This is a genomic window from Streptococcus sp. SN-1 (genome assembly GCF_041154385.1).
In the GTDB taxonomy this organism is placed as follows: Bacteria; Bacillota; Bacilli; order Lactobacillales; family Streptococcaceae; genus Streptococcus; species Streptococcus mitis_CT.
Genome location: NZ_AP028929.1, coordinates 852,532 through 874,430 on the forward strand (window position 1 = coordinate 852,532; position 21,899 = coordinate 874,430).

19 protein-coding genes and 2 pseudogenes are annotated in these 21,899 nt (G+C 39.1%); 15 read left to right on the forward strand and 6 right to left on the reverse strand.

Going from position 1 to position 21,899, the window contains the following annotated elements; translation table 11 throughout:
* The first annotated feature begins 42 nt into the window (after positions 1-42).
* Entirely contained in the window at positions 43-510 is a 468-nt protein-coding gene (locus ACAM22_RS03795) for a GNAT family N-acetyltransferase (protein ID WP_048788724.1), read from the forward strand.
* A gap of 802 nt (positions 511-1,312) precedes the next feature.
* Entirely contained in the window at positions 1,313-2,599 is a 1,287-nt protein-coding gene (locus ACAM22_RS03800) for a U32 family peptidase (RefSeq protein WP_020900641.1), read from the forward strand.
* Positions 2,600-2,712: 113 nt separating this feature from the next.
* On the opposite strand, the pseudogene ACAM22_RS03805 reads toward ACAM22_RS03800, so the two are convergent.
* Positions 2,713-3,958 (reverse strand): annotated as a pseudogene (locus tag ACAM22_RS03805) (ISL3 family transposase).
* Positions 3,959-4,326: 368 nt separating this feature from the next.
* Between ACAM22_RS03805 and ACAM22_RS03810 the strand changes: the two are divergent.
* The 8 genes from ACAM22_RS03810 (at position 4,327) to ACAM22_RS03845 (ending at position 10,767) form a co-directional block, all read left to right on the forward strand.
* Positions 4,327-4,527, forward strand: a complete 201-nt coding sequence (locus tag ACAM22_RS03810; protein ID WP_001054557.1) for a F0F1 ATP synthase subunit C — start codon at positions 4,327-4,329, stop codon at positions 4,525-4,527.
* Positions 4,528-4,559: 32 nt separating this feature from the next.
* Positions 4,560-5,273, forward strand: coding sequence for a F0F1 ATP synthase subunit A (gene atpB, locus ACAM22_RS03815; RefSeq protein ID WP_049532250.1), 714 nt, complete (start codon positions 4,560-4,562; stop codon positions 5,271-5,273).
* A 13-nt stretch (positions 5,274-5,286) separates the two neighbouring features.
* A complete protein-coding gene (gene atpF, locus ACAM22_RS03820) occupies positions 5,287-5,781 on the forward strand; it encodes a F0F1 ATP synthase subunit B (protein ID WP_261049333.1) in 495 nt (164 codons plus the stop codon).
* Positions 5,781-6,317, forward strand: a complete 537-nt coding sequence (locus ACAM22_RS03825; protein WP_000359034.1) for a F0F1 ATP synthase subunit delta — start codon at positions 5,781-5,783, stop codon at positions 6,315-6,317. Before atpF ends, ACAM22_RS03825 begins: the two co-directional genes overlap by 1 nt.
* 14 nt (positions 6,318-6,331) lie before the next feature.
* On the forward strand, positions 6,332-7,837 hold the full coding sequence (gene atpA, locus ACAM22_RS03830; protein ID WP_000996629.1) for a F0F1 ATP synthase subunit alpha: 1,506 nt from the start codon (positions 6,332-6,334) through the stop codon (positions 7,835-7,837).
* A 15-nt stretch (positions 7,838-7,852) separates the two neighbouring features.
* Positions 7,853-8,731, forward strand: coding sequence for a F0F1 ATP synthase subunit gamma (locus ACAM22_RS03835; protein WP_000301221.1), 879 nt, complete (start codon positions 7,853-7,855; stop codon positions 8,729-8,731).
* Between the two features lie 199 nt (positions 8,732-8,930).
* Positions 8,931-10,337, forward strand: a complete 1,407-nt coding sequence (gene atpD / locus ACAM22_RS03840; RefSeq protein WP_000094357.1) for a F0F1 ATP synthase subunit beta — start codon at positions 8,931-8,933, stop codon at positions 10,335-10,337.
* A 10-nt stretch (positions 10,338-10,347) separates the two neighbouring features.
* Positions 10,348-10,767, forward strand: coding sequence for a F0F1 ATP synthase subunit epsilon (locus ACAM22_RS03845; protein ID WP_000068043.1), 420 nt, complete (start codon positions 10,348-10,350; stop codon positions 10,765-10,767).
* Between the two features lie 44 nt (positions 10,768-10,811).
* Here the strand turns inward: ACAM22_RS03845 and ACAM22_RS03850 are convergent, their stop codons facing one another.
* Complete coding sequence (locus ACAM22_RS03850; RefSeq protein ID WP_261074938.1) at positions 10,812-11,825, reverse strand: lactonase family protein; 1,014 nt, start codon at positions 11,823-11,825, stop codon at positions 10,812-10,814.
* Between the two features lie 176 nt (positions 11,826-12,001).
* Between ACAM22_RS03850 and ACAM22_RS03855 the strand changes: the two genes are divergently transcribed.
* The 5 genes from ACAM22_RS03855 (at position 12,002) to gla (ending at position 18,452) form a co-directional block, all read left to right on the forward strand.
* The gene (locus ACAM22_RS03855) at positions 12,002-13,984 is read left to right on the forward strand and encodes a peptide ABC transporter substrate-binding protein (RefSeq protein ID WP_369606966.1); all 1,983 of its coding nucleotides are present in this window, start codon (positions 12,002-12,004) and stop codon (positions 13,982-13,984) included.
* Between the two features lie 117 nt (positions 13,985-14,101).
* Complete coding sequence (locus ACAM22_RS03860; protein WP_077805236.1) at positions 14,102-15,268, forward strand: AI-2E family transporter; 1,167 nt, start codon at positions 14,102-14,104, stop codon at positions 15,266-15,268.
* Positions 15,258-16,487, forward strand: coding sequence for a hypothetical protein (locus ACAM22_RS03865; RefSeq protein WP_285299037.1), 1,230 nt, complete (start codon positions 15,258-15,260; stop codon positions 16,485-16,487). The genes ACAM22_RS03860 and ACAM22_RS03865 overlap by 11 nt, the downstream gene beginning before the upstream one ends.
* 308 nt (positions 16,488-16,795) lie before the next feature.
* The gene (locus ACAM22_RS03870) at positions 16,796-17,320 is read left to right on the forward strand and encodes an MgtC/SapB family protein (RefSeq protein WP_285299035.1); all 525 of its coding nucleotides are present in this window, start codon (positions 16,796-16,798) and stop codon (positions 17,318-17,320) included.
* 262 nt (positions 17,321-17,582) lie between these two features.
* Entirely contained in the window at positions 17,583-18,452 is an 870-nt protein-coding gene (gla, locus tag ACAM22_RS03875; protein ID WP_049491488.1) for an aquaglyceroporin Gla, read from the forward strand.
* Positions 18,453-18,608: 156 nt separating this feature from the next.
* On the opposite strand, the gene ACAM22_RS03880 is transcribed toward gla, so the two are convergent.
* The 4 genes and pseudogenes from ACAM22_RS03880 to ACAM22_RS03895 form a co-directional block, all read right to left on the reverse strand.
* Positions 18,609-19,052: a transposase gene (locus ACAM22_RS03880; RefSeq protein ID WP_261054020.1), complete on the reverse strand. Its 444-nt coding sequence runs from the start codon at positions 19,050-19,052 to the stop codon at positions 18,609-18,611.
* The gene (locus ACAM22_RS03885; protein WP_261054018.1) at positions 19,015-19,617 is read right to left on the reverse strand and encodes a transposase; all 603 of its coding nucleotides are present in this window, start codon (positions 19,615-19,617) and stop codon (positions 19,015-19,017) included. Before ACAM22_RS03885 ends, ACAM22_RS03880 begins: the two co-directional genes overlap by 38 nt.
* Positions 19,556-20,089: pseudogene (locus ACAM22_RS03890) on the reverse strand (transposase); the annotation flags it as partial. The pseudogene ACAM22_RS03890 and the gene ACAM22_RS03885, both read right to left, overlap by 62 nt.
* A 531-nt stretch (positions 20,090-20,620) precedes the next feature.
* Entirely contained in the window at positions 20,621-21,787 is a 1,167-nt protein-coding gene (locus ACAM22_RS03895) for an IS30 family transposase (RefSeq protein ID WP_369606967.1), read from the reverse strand.
* Positions 21,788-21,899 lie beyond the last annotated feature (112 nt).

Consider the following 21,899-nt stretch of genomic DNA (forward strand, 5'->3'; position numbering starts at 1 on the left):
GGTATAATATGATAAATTTGAAGGTGTGGAGGAAAAAATAAGATGTTTGTGAGAAGATTTGAACCTAAAGATGCAGAAAAAGTGTCGGAATTAGTTGTAACAACTTTAAGAACTACTAATATCAAAGATTATTCATTAGAGTATATAGAAAATGATGTAAAGAATTTGCAACCACAAAATATTTTAGAAAGAGCTAACTGGATGCATTTTTATGTGGTATGTGATGCTGAAAAGATTGTTGGGTGTGGAGCGATAGGACCATATTGGGATAAAGAAGATGAAAGTAGTCTTTTCACTATTTTTGTACTACCGGATTATCAAGGAAAAGGTGTGGGGCGACTGATTATTGAAACACTTGAGAAAGATGAATTTTTCCTTCGGGCAAAAAGAGTAGAAATTCCAGCTTCTATAACTGCAACTCCTTTTTATTTAAAGATGGGATATAATTATAAGAATGGGATTACTCTTCCGGACGAAGAAGGGTTATTGAGATTGGAAAAATATAGATAAATTGAGACTTTCTTGATAACAACGGAAAGACAGCTCCCAGTTTGTCGAACGGAATATAAAGTATTAAAGACGATAGAAATAAAAAATCTATCGTCTTTTTCATGCCTATTTTCAATTTATATTGTGAGCAATAAATAGGGAAAACTCGCAAGAGTTGCTAACTAGTATTTCAAATGTAATCTCGGAATTATATGATTTATAACTAATAATACGGTAAACACTAATAGTTTAGCTTGATTGAAGATTATTATAATAAAATCGAACCTAAGATATATAATATTTTAACAGAGCTTGAACATCAACAAGTTAGATGTGAAGAAATTAGTGTAATATTAAATAGACTAATATATATTTCAAAAAGAAGATATGGCTTTGATATCCAGCCTCTTATTGAAACAATGATAAATAGATGGATAAGTTTTGAAGAACAAAAAAACTCTTACTAGAATTAGTAAGAGAGGGAAAATACTAACAACAATTTAACAACAAAGGACTCAAATAATATCAAATAGTACTCATTGATTGTATTATCAATCACTATTTAATCAACTATCCTAAATAGTCAATATCTGACTTTTAGTGAGTGGGAATAGTCGTTTAAGTACTAGATTATTCCATGTAGTTTAATTAGCCAGTATCTTTGGATACTGGTTTTTACTTTATCGACTCCTTTTACTACTTGTTTCAACTGCTAAAAGATTAGAATTGTCAAAACAATCTTTCTAGGCTTGATTTTATAACTTATTTGCTATAAAATGAGAAGGAAAAACGTCAAACTTTTATATTGCAAATAGGAGAAAACATGACAAAAACATTAAAACGTCCTGAGGTTTTATCACCTGCAGGGACTTTAGAGAAGCTAAAAGTAGCTGTTCAGTATGGGGCAGATGCTGTCTTTATCGGTGGTCAGGCCTATGGTCTTCGTAGCCGTGCTGGAAACTTTACCTTTGAACAGATGGAAGAAGGCGTGCAGTTTGCGGCTAAGTATGGAGCTAAGGTCTATGTAGCTGCCAACATGGTTATGCACGAAGGAAATGAAGCTGGTGCTGGTGAGTGGTTCCGTAAACTGCGTGATATCGGAATCGCGGCAGTTATCGTGTCTGATCCTGCCTTGATTATGATTGCAGCGACAGAAGCGCCTGGTCTTGAAATCCACCTCTCTACCCAAGCTAGTGCCACTAACTATGAAACGCTTGAGTTCTGGAAAGAACTGGGTTTAACACGTGTCGTTTTGGCGCGTGAGGTTTCAATGGAAGAATTAGCTGAAATTCGTAAACGTACAGATGTTGAGATTGAAGCCTTTGTCCACGGAGCCATGTGTATTTCTTACTCTGGTCGTTGTACTCTTTCTAACCACATGAGTATGCGTGATGCCAACCGTGGTGGATGTTCTCAGTCTTGTCGTTGGAAATACGACCTTTACGATATGCCATTTGGTCAAGAACGCAAGAGTTTGAAAGGTGAAATTCCTGAAGAATTTTCAATGTCAGCCGTTGATATGTCTATGATTGACCATATTCCAGATATGATTGAAAATGGAGTGGACAGTCTTAAGATTGAAGGGCGTATGAAGTCTATTCACTACGTATCAACAGTAACCAACTGCTACAAGGCGGCTGTGGATGCATATCTTGAAAGTCCTGAAAAGTTTGAAGCTATTAAACAAGATTTGGTGGACGAAATGTGGAAGGTTGCTCAACGTGAATTGGCAACAGGTTTCTACTACGGTACACCATCTGAAAATGAGCAGTTGTTTGGTGCTCGTCGTAAAATTCCTGAGTACAAGTTTGTTGCTGAAGTGGTTTCTTATGATGATTCGACACAAACAGCAACTATTCGTCAACGGAACGTTATTAACGAAGGAGACCAAGTTGAGTTTTACGGCCCAGGTTTCCGTCATTTTGAAACGTATATCGAAGATTTACATGATGCCAAAGGCAATAAAATTGACCGCGCTCCAAATCCAATGGAACTCTTGACTATTAAGGTGCCTCAACCCGTTCAAGCTGGAGACATGGTTCGCGCTCTTAAAGAAGGTCTCATCAATCTTTATAAGGAAGATGGAACCAGCGTCACAGTTCGTGCTTAATAAACATGTAGGAGACGAAAGCTTTCTAGTTGCTTTCCCTTTAATCCTACTTACTAAAAGAACATTAGGTTAAAGAAAAGGCTCTTTGTCAACTGTAGTGGGTTGAAGAAAAGCTAAGCTCGAGAAAGGACAAATTTCGTCCTTTCTTTTTTGATGTTCAGAGCGATAAAAATCCGTTTTTTGAAGTTTTCAAAGTTCCGAAAACCAAAGGCATTGCGCTTGATAAGTTTGATGAGATTATTGGTCGCTTCTAATTTGGCGTTTGAATAAGGGAATTGGAGAGCGTTGACGATTTTCTCTTTGTCCTTTAGAAAGGTTTTAAAGACAGTCTGAAAAAGAGGATGAGCCTGCTTTAGATTGTCCTCAATGAGTTCGAAAAATTTTTCTGGTTCCTTACTCTGAAAGTGAAAAAGTAAGAGCTGATAGAGATTGTAGTGGTGTTTCAAGTCTTCTGAATAGCTCAAAAGCTTGTCAAGAATCTCTTTATTGGTCAAGTGCATACGAAAAGTAGGGCGATAAAAACGTTTATCACTCAATTTACGACTATCCTGCTGGATGAGCTTCCAGTAGCGCTTGACGGCTTTGTATTCATGGGATTTTCGATGAAACTGATTCATGATTTGGACACGGACACGACTCATAGCACGGCTTAGATGTTGAACAATGTGGAAACGATCTAGAACGATTTTAGCACACGGAAAAAGTTGTTTAGCTAAGTCATAGTAAGGACTAAACATATCCATAGTAATGATTTTTACCTGACAACGAACGGCTCTATCATAGCGAAGAAAGTGATTTCGAATGATAGCTTGTGTTCTGCCTTCAAGAACAGTGATGATGTTGAGTTTGTCAAAATCTTGCGCAATGAAGCTCATCTTTCCCTTAGTGAAGGCATATTCGTCCCAAGACATAATCTCAGGGAGGTAAGAAAAATCAGGCTTAAAACGGAAGTCATTAAGTTTGCGGATGACAGTTGAAGTTGAAATGGCCAGCTGATGGGCAATATCAGTTATAGAGGTCTTTTCAATCAACTTTTGAGCAATCTTTTGGTTGATAATACGAGGAATTTGGTGATTCTTCTTGACGAGAGAAGTCTCAGCGACCGCTATTTTTGAGCACTGATAGCACTTAAAACGGCGTTTTTTAAGAAGGATTCTAGTAGGCATACCAGTTGTTTCAAGGTAAGGGATCTTAGACGGTTTTTGAAAGTCATATTTCTTCATCAAACCTCCACAATCAGGACAAGATGGAGCCTCATAATCCAGTTTAGCGATGATTTCTTTGTGTGTATCCTTATTGATGATGTCTATAATTTGAATATTAGGGAAGCAGTTTTGTGATAAAATATAACTGTTCCATATGATTCTTTCTAATGATAGTTTGGTCGCTTTTCATTATAGATCTTATGGGACTTTTTTTCTACAACAAAATAGGCTCCATAATATCCATAGGGGATTTACCCACTACAAATATTATAGAGCCAAAGAAAATATATTTATTTCCATCCGAGATTTCATCTCGGATTTTTTTCATCATTTTTCAGAAAGGCCTAGATAATGGTCGGATTTATTACAAGTTTTTTCCAAAGTTTCCTATATAATAAACTCAAAAATAGTAAAATTGTAAATAATTTCCATTAAACGCTTTCAATGTTGGTAAAAAGTTGACAAATTGAATTTTTAGGACTAAACTAAGTAAGTAAATTTTAATTAAAAGGAGAATTCATCATGAATTTAACATTTTTCGGTCTATGTCTTGCCTGTATGGGTGTATCTCTTGGTGAAGGGTTATTGATGAATGGTTTGTTGAAATCAGTAGCTCGCCAACCAGATATTATCGCTGAGTTTCGTAGCTTGATGTTTTTAGGGGTTGCCTTTATTGAAGGAACTTTCTTCGTAACTCTTGTCTTCTCATTTATTATTAAATAACCAAATATAAATTGGAGAAGGGAGAATGTTAGATGGAAGAAAGTATCAATCCAACCATCAATATTGGTCCTGTTACCTTTGATTTAACTTTGACAGCCTTGACTTTGCTGTCTGTGTTTCTGATTTTTGCATTTATCTATTGGGCAAGTCGTAATATGACTTTGAAACCCAAAGGTAAACAAAATGTACTAGAGTATCTCTATGATTTTGTAATTGGATTTACAGAACCTAACCTTGGTTCCCACTACATAAAAGATTACTCACTCTTTTACTTATGTTTATTTCTTTTTATGGTCATCGCCAATAATCTTGGTTTGATGGCTAAACTTCAAACAACAGATGGGACAAACCTTTGGACATCGCCAACTGCAAATCTTTCATTTGACCTTGTCTTGTCTTTCTGTATTATTGTGATGGCGCATGTTGAGGGGATTCGTCGTCGTGGGATTAAACAATACCTAAAAGGTTTTGTAACTCCTGCATTTATGACACCGATGAATCTACTTGAAGAAATCACGAATTTCCTTTCTCTTGCTTTGCGGATTTTTGGGAATATCTTTGCAGGTGAAGTAATGACAAGCTTGCTTCTATTACTTTCACATCAAGCTATTTTTTGGTATCCAATCGCATTTGGGACAAACTTAGTTTGGACTGCATTTTCCGTGTTCATTTCTTGTGTACAGGCCTATGTCTTTACACTACTATCCTCTATGTACCTAGGAAATAAAATTAATGATGAAGAGTAGAAAGGAGTAACTGATGCACGTAACAGTAGGTGAATTAATTGGTAATTTTATTTTAATCGCTGGCTCTTTTATCCTTTTGCTAGTCTTGATTAAAAAATTTGCATGGTCTAATATTACAGGCATTTTCGAAGAAAGGGCTGAAAAAATTGCTTCAGATATTGATAGAGCTGAAGAAGCACGTCAAAAAGCGGAAGTATTGGCTCAAAAACGCGAAGATGAATTGGCTGGTAGCCGAAAAGAAGCTAAGACAATCATTGAAAATGCAAAGGAAACAGCTGAGAAAAGTAAGGCTAGTATTTTAGCAGATGCTAAACTAGAAGCAGGACGCTTAAAAGAAAAAGCAAACCAAGAAATTGCTCAAAACAAAGCTGAAGCTTTACAAAGCGTTAAGGGTGAGGTAGCAGATTTGACCATCAGCTTGGCTGGTAAAATCATCTCACAAAACCTTGATGGTCATGCCCATAAAGAACTCATTGATCAGTATATCGATCAGATAGGAGAAGCTTAATGGACAAGAAAACAGTAAAGGTAATTGAAAAATACAGCATGCCTTTTGTCCAATTGGTACTTGAAAAAGGAGAAGAAGATCGCATTTTTTCAGACTTGACTCAAATCAAGCAAGTTGCTGAAGAAACCGGTTTACCTTCTTTTTTAAAAAAAGTGGCAGTAGACGAGTCTGACAAGGAAAAAACGATTGCTTTCTTCCAAGACTCAGTGTCACCTTTATTGCAAAACTTGATCCAGGTTCTGGCATACAACCACAGAGCAAATCTTTTTTATGATGTGCTTGTAGATTGCTTGAACCGACTTGAAAAAGAAACAAATCGATTTGAAGTGACGATTACTTCTGCTCATCCTTTAACAGATGAACAAAAGAGTCGCTTGCTCCCTTTGATTGAGAAAAAAATGTCTCTGAAAGTAAGGAGTGTAAAAGAACAAATCGATGAAAGTCTCATTGGTGGTTTTGTCATTTTTGCCAATCACAAGACAATTGATGTGAGTATTAAACAACAACTTAAAGTTGTTAAAGAAAATTTGAAATAGAAAGTGGTGTTCTTTTGGCAATTAACGCACAAGAAATCAGCGCTTTAATTAAGCAACAAATTGAAAATTTCAAACCCAATTTTGATGTGACTGAAACAGGTGTTGTAACCTATATCGGGGACGGTATCGCGCGTGCTCACGGCCTTGAAAATGCCATGAGTGGAGAGTTGTTGATTTTTGAAAACGGCTCTTATGGTATGGCTCAAAACTTGGAGTCAACAGATGTCGGTATTATCATCCTTGGTGACTTTACAGATATCCGTGAAGGCGATACAATCCGCCGTACAGGTAAAATCATGGAAGTCCCAGTAGGTGAAAGTTTGATTGGTCGTGTTGTGGACCCACTTGGTCGTCCAGTTGACGGTCTTGGAGAAATCCACACAGATAAAACTCGTCCAGTTGAAGCGCCAGCTCCTGGTGTTATGCAACGTAAGTCTGTATCAGAACCATTGCAAACTGGTTTGAAAGCTATTGACGCCCTTGTACCGATTGGTCGTGGTCAACGTGAGTTGATTATCGGTGACCGTCAGACAGGGAAAACAACCATTGCGATTGACACAATCTTGAACCAAAAAGGTCAAGATATGATCTGTATCTACGTAGCGATTGGACAGAAAGAATCAACAGTTCGTACGCAAGTAGAAACACTTCGTCAGTACGGTGCCTTGGACTACACAATCGTTGTGACAGCTTCTGCTTCACAACCATCTCCATTGCTCTTCCTAGCTCCTTATGCTGGGGTTGCTATGGCGGAAGAATTTATGTACCAAGGCAAGCATGTTTTGATCGTTTATGATGATTTATCAAAACAAGCGGTAGCTTATCGTGAATTGTCTCTCTTGCTTCGTCGTCCTCCAGGTCGTGAAGCCTTCCCAGGGGATGTTTTCTACCTTCACAGCCGTTTACTTGAGCGCTCAGCTAAAGTTTCTGATGAACTTGGTGGTGGATCAATTACAGCCCTACCATTTATCGAGACACAAGCAGGAGATATCTCTGCTTATATCGCAACCAACGTGATTTCTATCACTGATGGACAAATCTTCCTTGGTGATGGTCTCTTCAATGCAGGTATTCGTCCAGCCATCGATGCGGGTTCATCTGTATCTCGTGTAGGTGGTTCTGCACAAATTAAAGCCATGAAAAAGGTTGCTGGTACACTTCGTATCGACCTTGCTTCATACCGTGAGTTGGAAGCCTTCACTAAGTTTGGTTCTGACTTGGATGCGGCAACACAGGCTAAGTTGAACCGTGGCCGTCGTACAGTTGAAGTCTTGAAACAACCTGTTCACAAACCATTACCTGTTGAGAAACAAGTAACCATTCTCTATGCTTTGACACATGGTTTCTTGGACACTGTTCCAGTAGATGATATTGTTCGTTTCGAGGAAGAGTTCCATGCCTTCTTTGACGCTCAACATCCAGAGATTTTGGAAACCATTCGTGATACAAAAGACTTGCCAGAAGAAGCAGTCTTGGATGCTGCGATTACAGAGTTTCTCAATCAAACCAGCTTCCAATAAGAATAGAGGTGTCAGATGGCAGTATCTCTAAATGATATTAAAACAAAAATCGCCTCAACAAAAAATACGAGTCAAATCACTAATGCCATGCAGATGGTATCAGCTGCTAAGCTAGGTCGTTCTGAAGAAGCTGCTCGCAACTTCCAAGTATACGCTCAAAAAGTTCGCAAGCTCTTGACAGATATCCTTCATGGAAATGGAGCTGGTGGTTCAACCAATCCGATGTTGATTAGCCGTCCAGTTAAGAAGACAGGCTATATCGTCATTACTTCAGACCGCGGTTTGGTGGGAGGTTATAATTCCTCTATTCTGAAAGCCGTTATGGAGTTGAAGGAAGAATATCATCCAGACGGTACAGGTTTTGAAATGATCTGTATTGGTGGGATGGGAGCTGACTTCTTTAAGGCTCGTGGTATTCAACCTCTTTATGAACTACGTGGCTTGGCGGATCAGCCTAGCTTTGATGAAGTTCGAAAGATTATTTCAAAAACTGTTGAAATGTATCAAAATGAACTTTTTGATGAGCTCTATGTCTGCTACAACCACCATGTTAACACGCTAACTAGTCAAATGCGTGTGGAACAAATGCTTCCGATTGTTGACTTGGATCCCAATGAAGCTGATGAAGAGTACAGCTTGACTTTTGAATTGGAGACCAGTCGAGAAGAAATTTTGGAGCAGTTGTTGCCTCAGTTTGCAGAAAGTATGATTTACGGGGCTATTATCGATGCCAAGACAGCTGAAAATGCTGCAGGTATGACAGCTATGCAAACAGCGACAGATAATGCTAAGAAAGTCATTAATGATTTGACAATTCAGTATAACCGTGCCAGACAGGCGGCGATTACACAAGAAATTACAGAAATCGTAGCAGGAGCTAGTGCCTTAGAATAGGCTCTAGTCCAGCTCGTATGAAAATGAACTTATACTCAATGAAAATCAAAGAGCAAACTAGGAAGCTAGCCGCAGGCTGCTCAAAACACTGTTTTGAGGTTGCAGATAGAGCTGACGTGGTTTGAAGAGATTTGCGAAGAGTATTAGGACCTAGTTGAGCTAGGAACCGACAGTATCTTATATAGAATAGGAGAAGGAGATGAGTTCAGGTAAAATTGCTCAGGTTATCGGTCCCGTTGTAGACGTCTTGTTTGCAGCAGGGGAAAAACTTCCTGAGATTAACAATGCACTTGTCGTCTACAAAAATGACGAAAGAAAAACAAAAATCGTCCTTGAAGTAGCCTTGGAGTTGGGAGATGGTATGGTCCGTACTATCGCCATGGAATCAACAGATGGGTTGACTCGTGGAATGGAAGTATTGGACACAGGTCGTCCAATCTCTGTACCAGTAGGTAAAGAAACTTTGGGACGTGTCTTCAACGTTTTGGGAGATACCATTGACTTGGAAGCTCCTTTTACAGAAGACGCAGAGCGTCAGCCAATTCATAAAAAAGCTCCAACTTTTGATGAGTTGTCTACCTCTTCTGAAATCCTTGAAACAGGGATTAAGGTTATCGACCTTCTTGCCCCTTACCTTAAAGGTGGTAAGGTTGGACTTTTCGGTGGTGCCGGAGTTGGTAAAACCGTCTTGATTCAAGAATTGATTCACAACATTGCCCAAGAACACGGTGGTATTTCAGTATTTACTGGTGTTGGGGAACGTACTCGTGAGGGGAATGACCTTTACTGGGAAATGAAAGAATCAGGCGTTATCGAGAAAACAGCCATGGTATTTGGTCAGATGAATGAGCCACCAGGAGCACGTATGCGTGTTGCCCTTACTGGTTTGACAATCGCTGAATACTTCCGTGATGTAGAAGGCCAAGACGTGCTTCTCTTTATCGATAATATCTTCCGTTTCACTCAGGCTGGTTCAGAAGTATCTGCCCTTTTGGGTCGTATGCCATCAGCCGTTGGTTATCAACCAACCCTTGCTACGGAAATGGGTCAATTGCAAGAACGTATTACATCAACCAAGAAGGGTTCTGTAACCTCTATCCAAGCTATCTATGTGCCAGCGGATGACTATACTGACCCAGCGCCAGCAACAGCCTTCGCTCACTTGGATTCTACTACAAACTTGGAACGTAAGTTGGTACAATTGGGTATTTATCCAGCCGTTGACCCACTTGCTTCAAGCTCACGTGCCTTGGCACCTGAAATTGTTGGAGAAGAGCACTATGCAGTTGCTGCTGAAGTAAAACGTGTCCTTCAACGTTACCATGAATTGCAAGATATCATTGCTATCCTTGGTATGGATGAGCTTTCTGATGAAGAAAAGACCTTGGTTGCTCGTGCCCGTCGTATCCAGTTCTTCTTGTCACAAAACTTTAATGTTGCGGAACAATTTACTGGTCAGCCAGGTTCTTATGTTCCAGTTGCTGAAACTGTTCGTGGATTTAAGGAAATCCTTGATGGTAAACATGACCACTTGCCAGAAGATGCCTTCCGTGGTGTAGGTTCTATCGAAGATGTGATTGCAAAAGCTGAAAAAATGGGATTTTAAGAGGTGATCTATGGCTCAGTTAACTGTCCAGATCGTGACACCAGATGGTCTCGTCTATGATCACCATGCCAGCTATGTATCGGTTCGAACTCTGGATGGTGAGATGGGGATCTTGCCACGACATGAAAATATGATTGCGGTTTTAGCAGTTGATGAAGTAAAGGTAAAGCGTATTGATGATGAAGATCACGTGAACTGGATTGCAGTAAACGGAGGCGTTATTGAAATTGCCAATAATACCATCACAATCGTTGCGGATTCTGCAGAACGTGCTCGTGATATCGATATCAGTCGTGCAGAACGTGCCAAGCTTCGAGCAGAGCGTGAAATTGAAGAAGCACAAGACAAAAACTTGATTGATCAAGAACGTCGTGCTAAGATTGCACTGCAACGTGCCATTAACCGTATTAATGTCGGAAAAAGACTATAAGAAAAAAATGAACTTGAGTTACCAAGTTCATTTTTTATGTTTTCTTAAGGGGCAAAACTGATGCAGACCGCTTCTGGAACATGGAAGTCGTTAGAAAGTTCTGCTAGACGACCAGTTTCAGGATTGCGTTTAAAAACGGTTGCATTGTCAGAGTCTTGATGGACAGCAATGACAAATTCTTGGTCTGGTGTCAAATCAAAATCACGTGGAGTCTGACCATGTGTCGGAACGATTTCTAACAACTCTAAGCTACCGTCCGCAAGTATTGTATATACTGCGATAGAATCATGACCACGGTTAGAAGCGTAGAGGTATTTACCATCTTTAGAGAGACGAATAGCAGCAGTACCATTAAAGCCTTCATAACCGTCTGGTAGAGTTGAAATGATTTGCATGCGTTCAAATTCGCCAACACCATCGTAGATTAGAACCTCGATAGTGCTATTGAGTTCACAAATGAGATAAGCGATTTTATAATGGTTATGGAAAATAATATGGCGTGAGCCTGCTCCTGGCTGGCTATGATAGGTATAGAGCTTAGATAATTTTCCTTCTTGATCAAGGTCATAGGTGATGACTTGGTCAGTACCCAAATCACAGGTCACTAGATAGTGGTCAGGTGTTAAGTCTGTAAAGTGAACATGAGGAGATGCTTGATTTTCATGTGGACCTTGGCCACTGTGTTGATCCACATCACTAAGTAGAAGACTACCGTCTTCCTGACGTTTATAAACAAGGACCTGTCCTTTATGGTAGTTGGCTGCATAGACCAAATTACGCTTTTCATCAACGGCAACATAACAGTGGGGAGCTCCTTCTTCAACGACATGATTTAATAAAGTCCCGTCAGTTTGATAGGCTGCAATTCCTCCCTTATCGTCTTGACTACCAACAGTGTATAAATGTTGGTGCTGGTCAAAGGCAAGGTAGGTTGGGCTTGGTTCAGCTGCAAAAAGTTCTAGATTTGAAAGCTGACCAGTTTCTGTATCAAAGTCTGCCTTGTAAATCCCTTGAGAAGTACGACGTGTATAAGTTCCAAAATAAACAGTTTCTTTCATAACTTTACCTCTATATAAAGATAAGACTATTATATCACAAAAATGCTAGTATGAAAAAATCAAGCTTGGCAAGAGATTTTCCACATTCTTTTCATGATAATATTAAGAATGTTTTCATTGATTTACTTAATAAAAGTGCTATAATAATCTTATACAAATTGCAAAGGAGTTTGTTTATGAAAAAACGTGTTTTCTTAGCAGCAGGAGTTGCTGTACTCTCGGCAGCTGTCCTAGCAGCGTGTTCATTTGGTAATGCTAATAAAGAAGCAAAAAAACCAGTTACTTATGCCTATGTATTTTCATCAGATCCTTCGACTCTGGATTATACAGTTTCTGGAAATGTCAGCACTAAACAGGTCACAGGTAACGTTATTGACGGTTTGCTTGAAAATGACCAATATGGGAATCTTGTTCCATCAGTTGCAGAAGATTGGACTGTTTCCAAAGATGGTTTGACCTATACCTATAAAATCCGTCAGGGTGTCAAATGGTATACCAATGAGGGGGAAGAGTATGGTGAAGTCAAGGCTCAAGACTTTGTAACTGGTCTGAAGCATGCAGCAAATAAAAAATCACAGGCCCTCTATTTGGTACAGGAATCAATTAAAGGATTGGATGACTATGTAAATGGGAAAACAACGGATTTTTCTACTGTTGGTGTAAAAGCAACAGACGATTATACTGTTGTTTATACTTTGAACCATCCAGAATCTTTCTGGAATTCAAAAACAACAATGGGAGTTCTTGCACCAGTCAATGAAGACTTTTTAGCTTCTAAAGGAGATGACTTTGGTAAACCAACGGATGTAACGAGCATTCTATACAATGGGCCATTTCTCCTCAAAGGTCTTACATCTAAGTCTTCTATAGAAATGACCAAAAACCAAAATTATTGGGATAAGCAGAATGTCTTTATTGATGATATCAAGTTATCCTTCTTTGATGGTCAAGATGCAGACTCTCTAGGACGCGGTTTTGATGAGGGACACTATCCAGCTGCACCACTCTTTAAAAACTCTGCTAACTATGAACGTCTAAAAGAAAAATACAAGGATAATATTGTGTATGGTCAACAGCGTGGAGGAGTTTTTTATATCTCAACCAATATCGACCGTGTAAATTACAATCACACTGCTAAAACAAGTGATACAGAAAAAACTTCTACTAAGAAAGCCTTGTTAAACAAAGATTTCCGTCAAGCCTTGGCTTTTGCGGTAGATCGTAAAGCAGGGATCTCTCAAGTATTTGGTGATGAAGTAGGACCTCGTAAGTTACGGACAAGTTTCACTCCTCCAACATTTGTTCAAGTAGGAGATCAAACATTTGGTCAAGTTACTAAGACAGAATTGGATAAATTGGATAATGTCTGGAAAGATGTTAGTCTTGATGATGCCCAAGATTCACTTCATAATGTAGACAAGGCTAAAGCTAAGTTTGAAGCTGCTAAGAAAACCCTTCAAGCTGATGGAGTACAGTTCCCAATTCATTTAGATTTGCCAATTTCTTCATCAAATCCAGATTTTATTCGTCAGGTTCAGTCTTATAAACAATCCATTGAGGAAGCCTTAGGCTCTGATAATGTAGTTGTTGATATTCAACAAGTTTCTGATGACGAATTGGGAAGTATGACTACTCTAGCTACTTCCAATGCAAATACTGACTGGGATATTAATGCAGTCAGTGGTTGGACTCCAGACTTTGCAGATCCATCGACTTATCTAGATGTATTTGATCCAACTTCAGGTCCAAGTCTCCTAAGTGCTCTTGGTGTGGCACCAGGAACAGACAATCCAGTTATTAAAACAGTTGGATTGGATAAATACAAAGAACTGATTGATGATGCAAATAGTGAGAAAACAGACCTTCAAAAACGTTATTCTAAATATGCTAAGGCCCAAGCTTGGTTGTCAGATAGTGCACTTGTTATTCCAGTATACTCTGATGGTGCTCAAATGCTAGTGACGAAAATGGTTCCTGGCAGTGGTGCCGGTGGCTGGGTAGGTGACAAGACTAGTGAAAATAGCTACAAGTATCTGAAAATCCAAGATAAGATTGTCACTACTAAAGAAATGGATGAGTTCCGCAAGAAATTTGCTGATGAAAAAGCCAAATCAAACGCAGATTATCAGAAGAACTTAGACCGTCATATTCAAGACTAATCAAATCTCCTCTTTTGAGGGGATTTTTTATGTCGCTGTCTCTATGTAAGCACTTAAAAAAAGAGTTATTTTGGTCTAAAAATGGTATAATGAAAGGACGACAGAAAGGAATTATTTATGGAACAAAAAGAGAAACATTTTAGCCTGTCTTGGTTTTTCAAGTGGTTTTTGGATAACAAGGCAATTACGGTATTTTTGGTAACCTTATTGTTGGGACTGAATCTTTTTATTTTAAGTAAGATTAGTTTTCTATTTTCACCTGTTTTGGACTTTTTGGCAGTTGTGATGTTACCAGTCATTCTATCTGGTTTGCTATATTATTTACTGAATCCCATTGTTGATTGGATGGAGAAACACAAAATTAATCGTGTTATAGCTATCACTATTGTCTTTGTCATCATCGCTCTTTTTATCATTTGGGGCTTGGCAGTAGCAATTCCAAATCTGCAACGTCAAGTTTTAACATTTGCAAGAAATGTACCAATCTATCTTGAAGATGCTGACAGGGTTATTGATGATTTGGTAACCAAGCGTTTACCAGATGATTTCAGGCCTCAGTTAGAACAAGTTTTGACAAACTTCTCTAGTCAGGCTACAGTTTGGGCGAGCAAGGTTTCTTCTCAGGCAGTAAACTGGGTGAGTGCCTTTATTAGTGGGGCATCTCAAGTGATTGTTGCCTTGATTATCGTTCCTTTCATGCTCTTTTATCTCTTACGTGATGGGAAAGGCCTGCGTCACTATTTGACCCAATTCATGCCAACGAAATTGAAAGAACCTGTTGGACAAGTTTTATCAGATGTGAATCAGCAGTTGTCTAACTATGTTCGGGGGCAAGTGACAGTGGCTATTATTGTAGCAGTAATGTTTATCATCTTCTTCAAGATTATTGGTCTACGCTATGCGGTTACGCTGGGTGTTACTGCTGGTATTCTAAATCTAGTTCCTTATCTTGGTAGTTTCCTAGCCATGCTTCCTGCCTTAGTATTGGGCTTGATTGCTGGTCCAGTCATGCTTTTGAAAGTAGTGATTGTCTTTATCGTAGAACAAACTATTGAAGGCCGTTTTGTCTCTCCATTGATTTTGGGAAGTCAATTAAACATCCATCCCATTAATGTTCTCTTTGTCTTGTTGACTTCAGGATCCATGTTTGGCATATGGGGAGTCTTGCTCGGTATTCCGGTTTATGCCTCTGCTAAAGTTGTCATTTCAGCGATTTTTGAATGGTATAAGGTAGTCAGTGGCCTATATGAACTAGAAGGAGAGGAAGCTAAGAGTGAACAATAGTCAACAGATGTTACAGGCTTTGGAGGAGCAAGATTTAGTTAAGGCAGAGCACTACTTCGTCAAAGCTTTAGAAAATGATCCAAGTGACCTTCTGTATGAGTTGGCAACTTATCTTGAAGGGATTGGTTTTTATCCTCAGGCCAAGGAAATTTACCTGAAAATTGTAGGGGATTTCCCAGAGGTTAATCTCAATCTGGCAGCTATTGCTAGCGAGGATGGTCAAATCGAGGAAGCATTTGCGTACCTTGAGGAAATCCAAGCTGACAGTGACTGGTATGTTTCAGCTTTGGCACTTAAAGCAGACCTCTACCAGCTGGAAGGTTTGACAGATGTGGCGCGTGAGAAATTGTTAGAAGCATTGACTTACTCAGAGGATCCTCTCTTGATATTGGGCTTGGCAGAGTTGGATAGTGAGTTGGAAAATTACCAAGAAGCTATTCAAGGCTATGCTCAGTTAGATAATCGCTCAATTTATGAGCAAACAGGCATTTCTACCTATCAACGAATTGGCTTTGCCTATGCTCAGTTAGGGAAATTTGAAACGGCTACAGAGTTTTTAGAAAAAGCCCTGGAGTTAGAATACGATGACCTAACAGCTTTTGAGTTGGCCAGTCTTTACTTTGATAGAGAAGAATACCAAAAAGCTGTCCTCTACTTTAAGCAACTTGATACCATTTCTCCTGACTTTGAAGGCTATGAGTATGGTTATAGTCAGGCCTTACATAAGGAACATCAAGTTCAAGAAGCCCTGCGTATCGCTAAGCAAGGGTTGGAGAAAAATCCATTTGAAACTCGTCTCTTGCTGGCTGCTTCACAATTTTCCTATGAATTGCATGATGCTAGTGGAGCAGAGAACTACCTCCTTACTGCTAAAGAAGATGCTGAGGATACGGAAGAAATCTTACTCCGTCTAGCAACTATTTATCTGGAGCAGGAGCGTTATGAAGACATTCTAGACTTGCAAAGTGAGGAGCCAGAAAATCTCTTGACCAAGTGGATGATTGCTCGTTCCTATCAAGAAATGGACGATTTGGATACCGCCTATGAGCATTACCAAGAATTAGCAGGAGATTTGAAGGACAATCCCGAATTTCTAGAACACTATATCTATCTCTTGCATGAATTGGGCTACTTTGAGGAAGCAAAAGTCAATGCGCAAGCTTACTTAAAACTGGTTCCAGATGATGTACAAATGCAAGAATTGTATGAGAGATTGTAAGAATTCATACATTACAGAAAACTGCAAGTTATCACTAGAGGGTAACTGCGGTTTTTTGTTTTAAAAAGGACAATTTTCAACTAATATATTCTCTTGAAAAAATTTCAACTAGGATTATAATATAAAATTATGAGTGATAGAGGAGGGAAATAATGCTTGATACGATAGCTCTACCGATTGAAGTCCGACATATTATTCTCGTTTTATTGTCTTGTTTATCTGGTTTTATCATTGGCTATGAAAGAAAGTCTAAGCACAAGTAGGCTGGGAGAAAGACTCATATTTTAGTTGCCTTAACTGCAACTTTAATGATGATTTTATCAAAAGAAGCTTTCTTGGATACGCCTAATGATGATACTTATAGGGTTGCGGCCCAAATTGTCAGTGGAATTAGTTTTATTGGTGGTGGTATTATTTTCATGAGGGATAAAAAAATCAGTGGTATCACCACAGTAGCTGGTATTTGGGCAACTGCAGGTATTGGAATGGCGATTGGAGCAGGTTTTGCTTTTCTAGGCTTATTTTGTAGTCTAATTGTTGTCTCTGTTCAGAAAAGTAGCTCCAAATTTTTGAAAAGCGATACCCATTATCATATCAGAATAACTGGATTTGTAACCAATAAACCTTCAATAGATACCTTGAATATTATCATTGAACAGAAGGGATTTTACAATCTAAATATTGACATGGATAGGAATGAAAGTGGTTATAATCTTACGATTAGAGCATATCACGATAAATCCATCTCTTACAAAAATATGGCTGAGGTTTTATGGCAATGTGACGAGAATTTTTATATAAATCAGGTTAAGATTGTTTCATTAGAAGGATAGAGTTTTGTTTTCATAGCAAAACTCTTATTGGTGAATGGGGAAAGATACTTCTTATTCTCTATACTATGTATCAGGAGGAATTGACATAAAAGCATCAGATTAGCGCAGATAACATAATGAACTGGGAACATCTTGAAAAAAAGATTAGTTTATAAGATTTGGAACCGTTTTCTGTCACAATCTTTCGGGAAAGTAGTTGCTAAAAGATGTAAAAATTGATAGAATAAGGATTGTCTAAAAAATTTTAAGGAGAATCTATCAAATGGATTTCACATGGGCAATTAAATATGCCACTGAATTTTTGGGAACTGCTATTTTGATCATTCTTGGAAATGGTGCAGTTGCCAACGTTGAACTTAAAGGTACGAAAGGTCACCAAAGTGGCTGGATCGTTATCGCTGTTGGTTATGGTATGGGGGTTATGATCCCAGCATTAATGTTTGGTAACGTATCTGGAAATCACATCAACCCAGCCTTCACTCTTGGACTTGCAATCAGCGGTCTTTTCCCTTGGGCACAAGTTGCGCCTTATATCATTGCACAAGTTTTGGGTGCTATCTTTGGTCAAGCCTTGGTTGTGGCAACACACCGCCCATACTACTTGAAAACTGAAAATCCAAACAACATTTTGGGTACTTTCTCAACAATTTCAAGTTTGGATAATGGTACAAAAGAATCACATTTTGCAGCAACTGTTAATGGTTTTGTAAATGAGTTTGTTGGATCATTTGTTCTTTTCTTTGCAGCCCTTGGAATGACTAAAAACTTCTTTGGTTCTGAAGTGCTTCAATACATGAAACAAATGGCTAGTCAAGCAGGTCAAAATGTTGACTTTTCTGATTTAGCAATCAAAGCCCAAGTAGCACCACATACTGCTTCAGGACTTTCAGTAGCTCACTTGGCACTTGGATTCCTTGTTATGGCCTTGGTAACATCACTTGGTGGACCTACAGGACCTGCCTTGAACCCTGCTCGTGACTTGGGACCACGTCTCCTTCATGCTTTCCTTCCAAAATCAGTTCTTGGTGAGCACAAAGGCGATTCAAAATGGTGGTATTCTTGGGTACCAGTAGTAGCACCTATCGCAGCAGCAATTGCAGCAGTAGCTATTTTCAAATTCCTTTACTTATAAGAAATTGAGTTCTCTATCTATTGTAATAGATTGAAGAAAAGCTAAGATAGAGAGAAAGGACACATTTCGTCCTTTCTTTTTATTTGAAAAAACAGTAAAAAAGCGCAAAAAATCACTTCCCGTGCTATGCTGTAATTGAATTTTTTAGTTTTGGCGTTAGAACTGTTTCCTCAGTCCTAGCGCCTTTTCTTTTTGATAAGTCTGCTTGGTGGAGAGTAGTTTGTAAATGATTCTGAGAATCTTATGAGCACAAGCAATGACGGCTTTCATCTTGCTTCCTCTTTGGGAAATTCGATTGTAAAAAGAAGAAAAAGCTGGATCCTTAGAATGTGCTGCAATTAATCCCGATATGGTCAAAGCCTGTTTGATATAGCGATTTCCTTGCGTGATGTGTGAGGATTTTTTAATGCCAGCACTTTCATAAGACCCTGGACAGAGTCCAGCCCATGATGCTAAGTGTGCATCGGACGGAAAGGCTGTAACAGTTGGTCCAATCTCAGCTAGAATAGTGGCAGCACAGTTTTCATTCACACCGGGAATGGTTTGAAGTATCCTATTTTCCTCAGGGAAACTCCTTTTCGATGTAGTGTTGAATCTCATCGGTCAATTTTTCAATGAGTTCCTGATACATCTGACATTCCTCTAAGCTCTGGTCTAAGAGAAAGCGGTCTTCTAGTGACAACTTTCCTTCCATCGCTTCCACGAGTTCTTCTGGACTTGTTTTCACTCGCTTCTGGATACAAGGGATAACAGATTCTACATTAATGGTTTCTCCGTCAATGAATAATTTTAAAAGTGCTTGCCCCGTTTTAGAAAAAATATCAGAAAGATAGCTGATTAGCTTGATATTGGCCCTTTGTAAGAGATTGTGAATTTCATTTTTAATTTGAGTTTGACGTTGCTTGTAAGAACGCATACGACGTGTCAGTAAACTAAGCTGTATCACTTCAGGGGTAGGAATATAGGAAGGTTCAATTAGTCTGCAACGACCGAGTTGAGCCATCCATTCAGCGTCCTTCACATCTGTCTTACGGCCAGGTACATTCTTGATATGTTGAAGATTGGCAAGTACTAAAACGAGATCAGAATGTGAAAAGATATAGTCAATTGAAACAAGAATAGGACAAAAGAGCTTCGTAAAAGGTAGTGCAACTTGGTAATACATTTTTGAGGTGCTTTTTGATATGAGCCCATGTTTTCTCAATAGGATTGTACTCAGGTGAATAGGGAGGAAGTGGTAAAAGTTTATGCCCAAACTCTTAGCATAAAAGTTCTAGCTTACCCATTCTATGGAATCTTGCATTATCCATAATAATAACTGATGGTGTATTTAATGTCGGTAAGAAAAACTTCTGAAACCAAGCTTCAAAAAAGTCGCTCGTCATCGTCTCTTCGTAAGTCATTGGAGCGATTAACTCACCATTTGTTAGACCTGCAACCAAAGAAATCCTCTGATATCTTTTTCCAGATACCTTACCTCTTATTAACTGGCCTTTTAATGAGCGACCATATTCTCAATAAAAATAAGTATCGAATCATGTTTCATCAATATAAACAGGTGCTAAGTGCTTTAAACTATTAAAATTCTTAAGAAATAAAGCTACTTTTTCTGGGGTCAGTTCAATATAGGATAGAGCATTTAATTTTATACTTTTCATTCAATTTACCTCGTTTTTTATTATATCATAAAGTTAGCTAATAAGAAATGAAGGGCAGTAAGTCCAGTAATCACTTTGAAGTCTCAAAGTTTGATTTTAAGTTTTCTTTAAGGAAATTATATTATTCTGAAGAAGTCTAAAATTTCACAGCCATTTATTAGTAATGACTACAGAATTCCTAGTCATTACTAGAAACGGGCTTGTTTCTTTGAATAATAGGACTGCATAATTCTCCTATTCTGGTAACTTCTAAAACTAACTTCCAGTTTCCCACAACCTAGCTTTTAGTATAAGAAAAACGCGTGAAATCAGTGGAAATCCGTCTTAGACTAACTTCCGCTGGTTTTCTTTTTCTTGATATATAAGGGTTCAAAAGCGAAAAGACTCAGAAAAAAGTGCACGACAAATAGCCCTAAAACAGAGTCGTCTTAGAGTAACTTCCAGTTGCTAGCGTTTAGTGTGAGACTTTTCGATGGTGATAAGATGTGTAGTTAGAGGGGAAAATTCCCTTTATTTCAATAAATCAGGTGATAAGTGTGTGTCTTCTGGTTTGACAAATTGGCACCCCAGAAGAGCAGCGATGTCCTCGCCAAAGTTGAAGGTGAAGACGTTGTAAGCAGATTTTCCTTGAAACTCTTCTCGTTTCAAGGAATTGACATGGGAAATGACTAGATTGACGTCTTTCTGAGTCAGCTGGTCAAAGGAAGTGCCCTTGGGAAGAATGGCTCGCAAAACTGTATGGTTCTTCTCAATCCGCCCCTTCTGGTCAGGACGGCTAGGGTCGCAGAAGTAGAGGTGAGACTTCCCATCAATGTCTCGCTCAAGCTCCTCCACATAGGAGAACTCAGATCCGTTGTCCGTGAGAATGACAGGGAACAGCTGATGGAACGCATACCCTCCGTCCATGACTCTTTCTTTCAAAGCTGCGAATTTAGTGGCGACCTCCAGAGCGGTCTTGTTGCCCAAAAGCAAGGCGAAGAGGAAGTTGCAGAAGGAAACGTTGAAGGTGAGCAGTAGCTTTCCACCAGGTCTGCCGATGACCGTGTCCATTTCCAACCATTTGAAGAAATCATCTGTTTCTCGTAACTTTTGGAAATCTTGGTAGGTTCGCCCAATTTTTAGCTCTTTGAGAATAGCTACTTTTCTGGATTTTCTGCGTTCCTTGAACTTGACTATCCGAGGAAAATCAATGGGCTTGGGTGTCAGATATCCCAGCTTGGTATGCCGATACACCGTAGCTTTCGACACAGGTAGGTTATGTGTCTGAATGATATGGTAGATGCTTTGTTTCTTCTGGATGCCTTGGGTTAAGACCTTATCCATCTGATAAAAACTTTCCTTGTTTAGGGGGATGCCCTGTCTGGATTCCCTCAACATAGTCTCGTACTGTTCCTGCGCCTTTTTCGCGTAGTAAAGATAGCGGTTAAAGCCACAATCCGTCCTCTTTTTTGGACAGTTGTTACAGACATAAGGAGCTTTTTTGAGAAGTGGGCAATCCGTGCAATCAGATTTGACGGATGTTGGATGCATGATGCGATTGCGCTTGATTTCCTTTGAAATCGTTGACGGGTCTTTTCCAATCTTCTCAGCGATGGAACGGAAAGTCTCCTGTTGGCTGATTCCAGTTTGGATGTCAATACGGTCTTCTAGGGTGAGATGTTTTTGTTTTTTCGGCATGAGGTACCTCCTCACGAAAAGTCTCAGACTTAATTCTAGCATAATTCGTCGTCTGAGAGTAACTTCCAGTTTTGGGAGAGAGATGGAAGTTACTTTGAGAAGTTACGTTTCT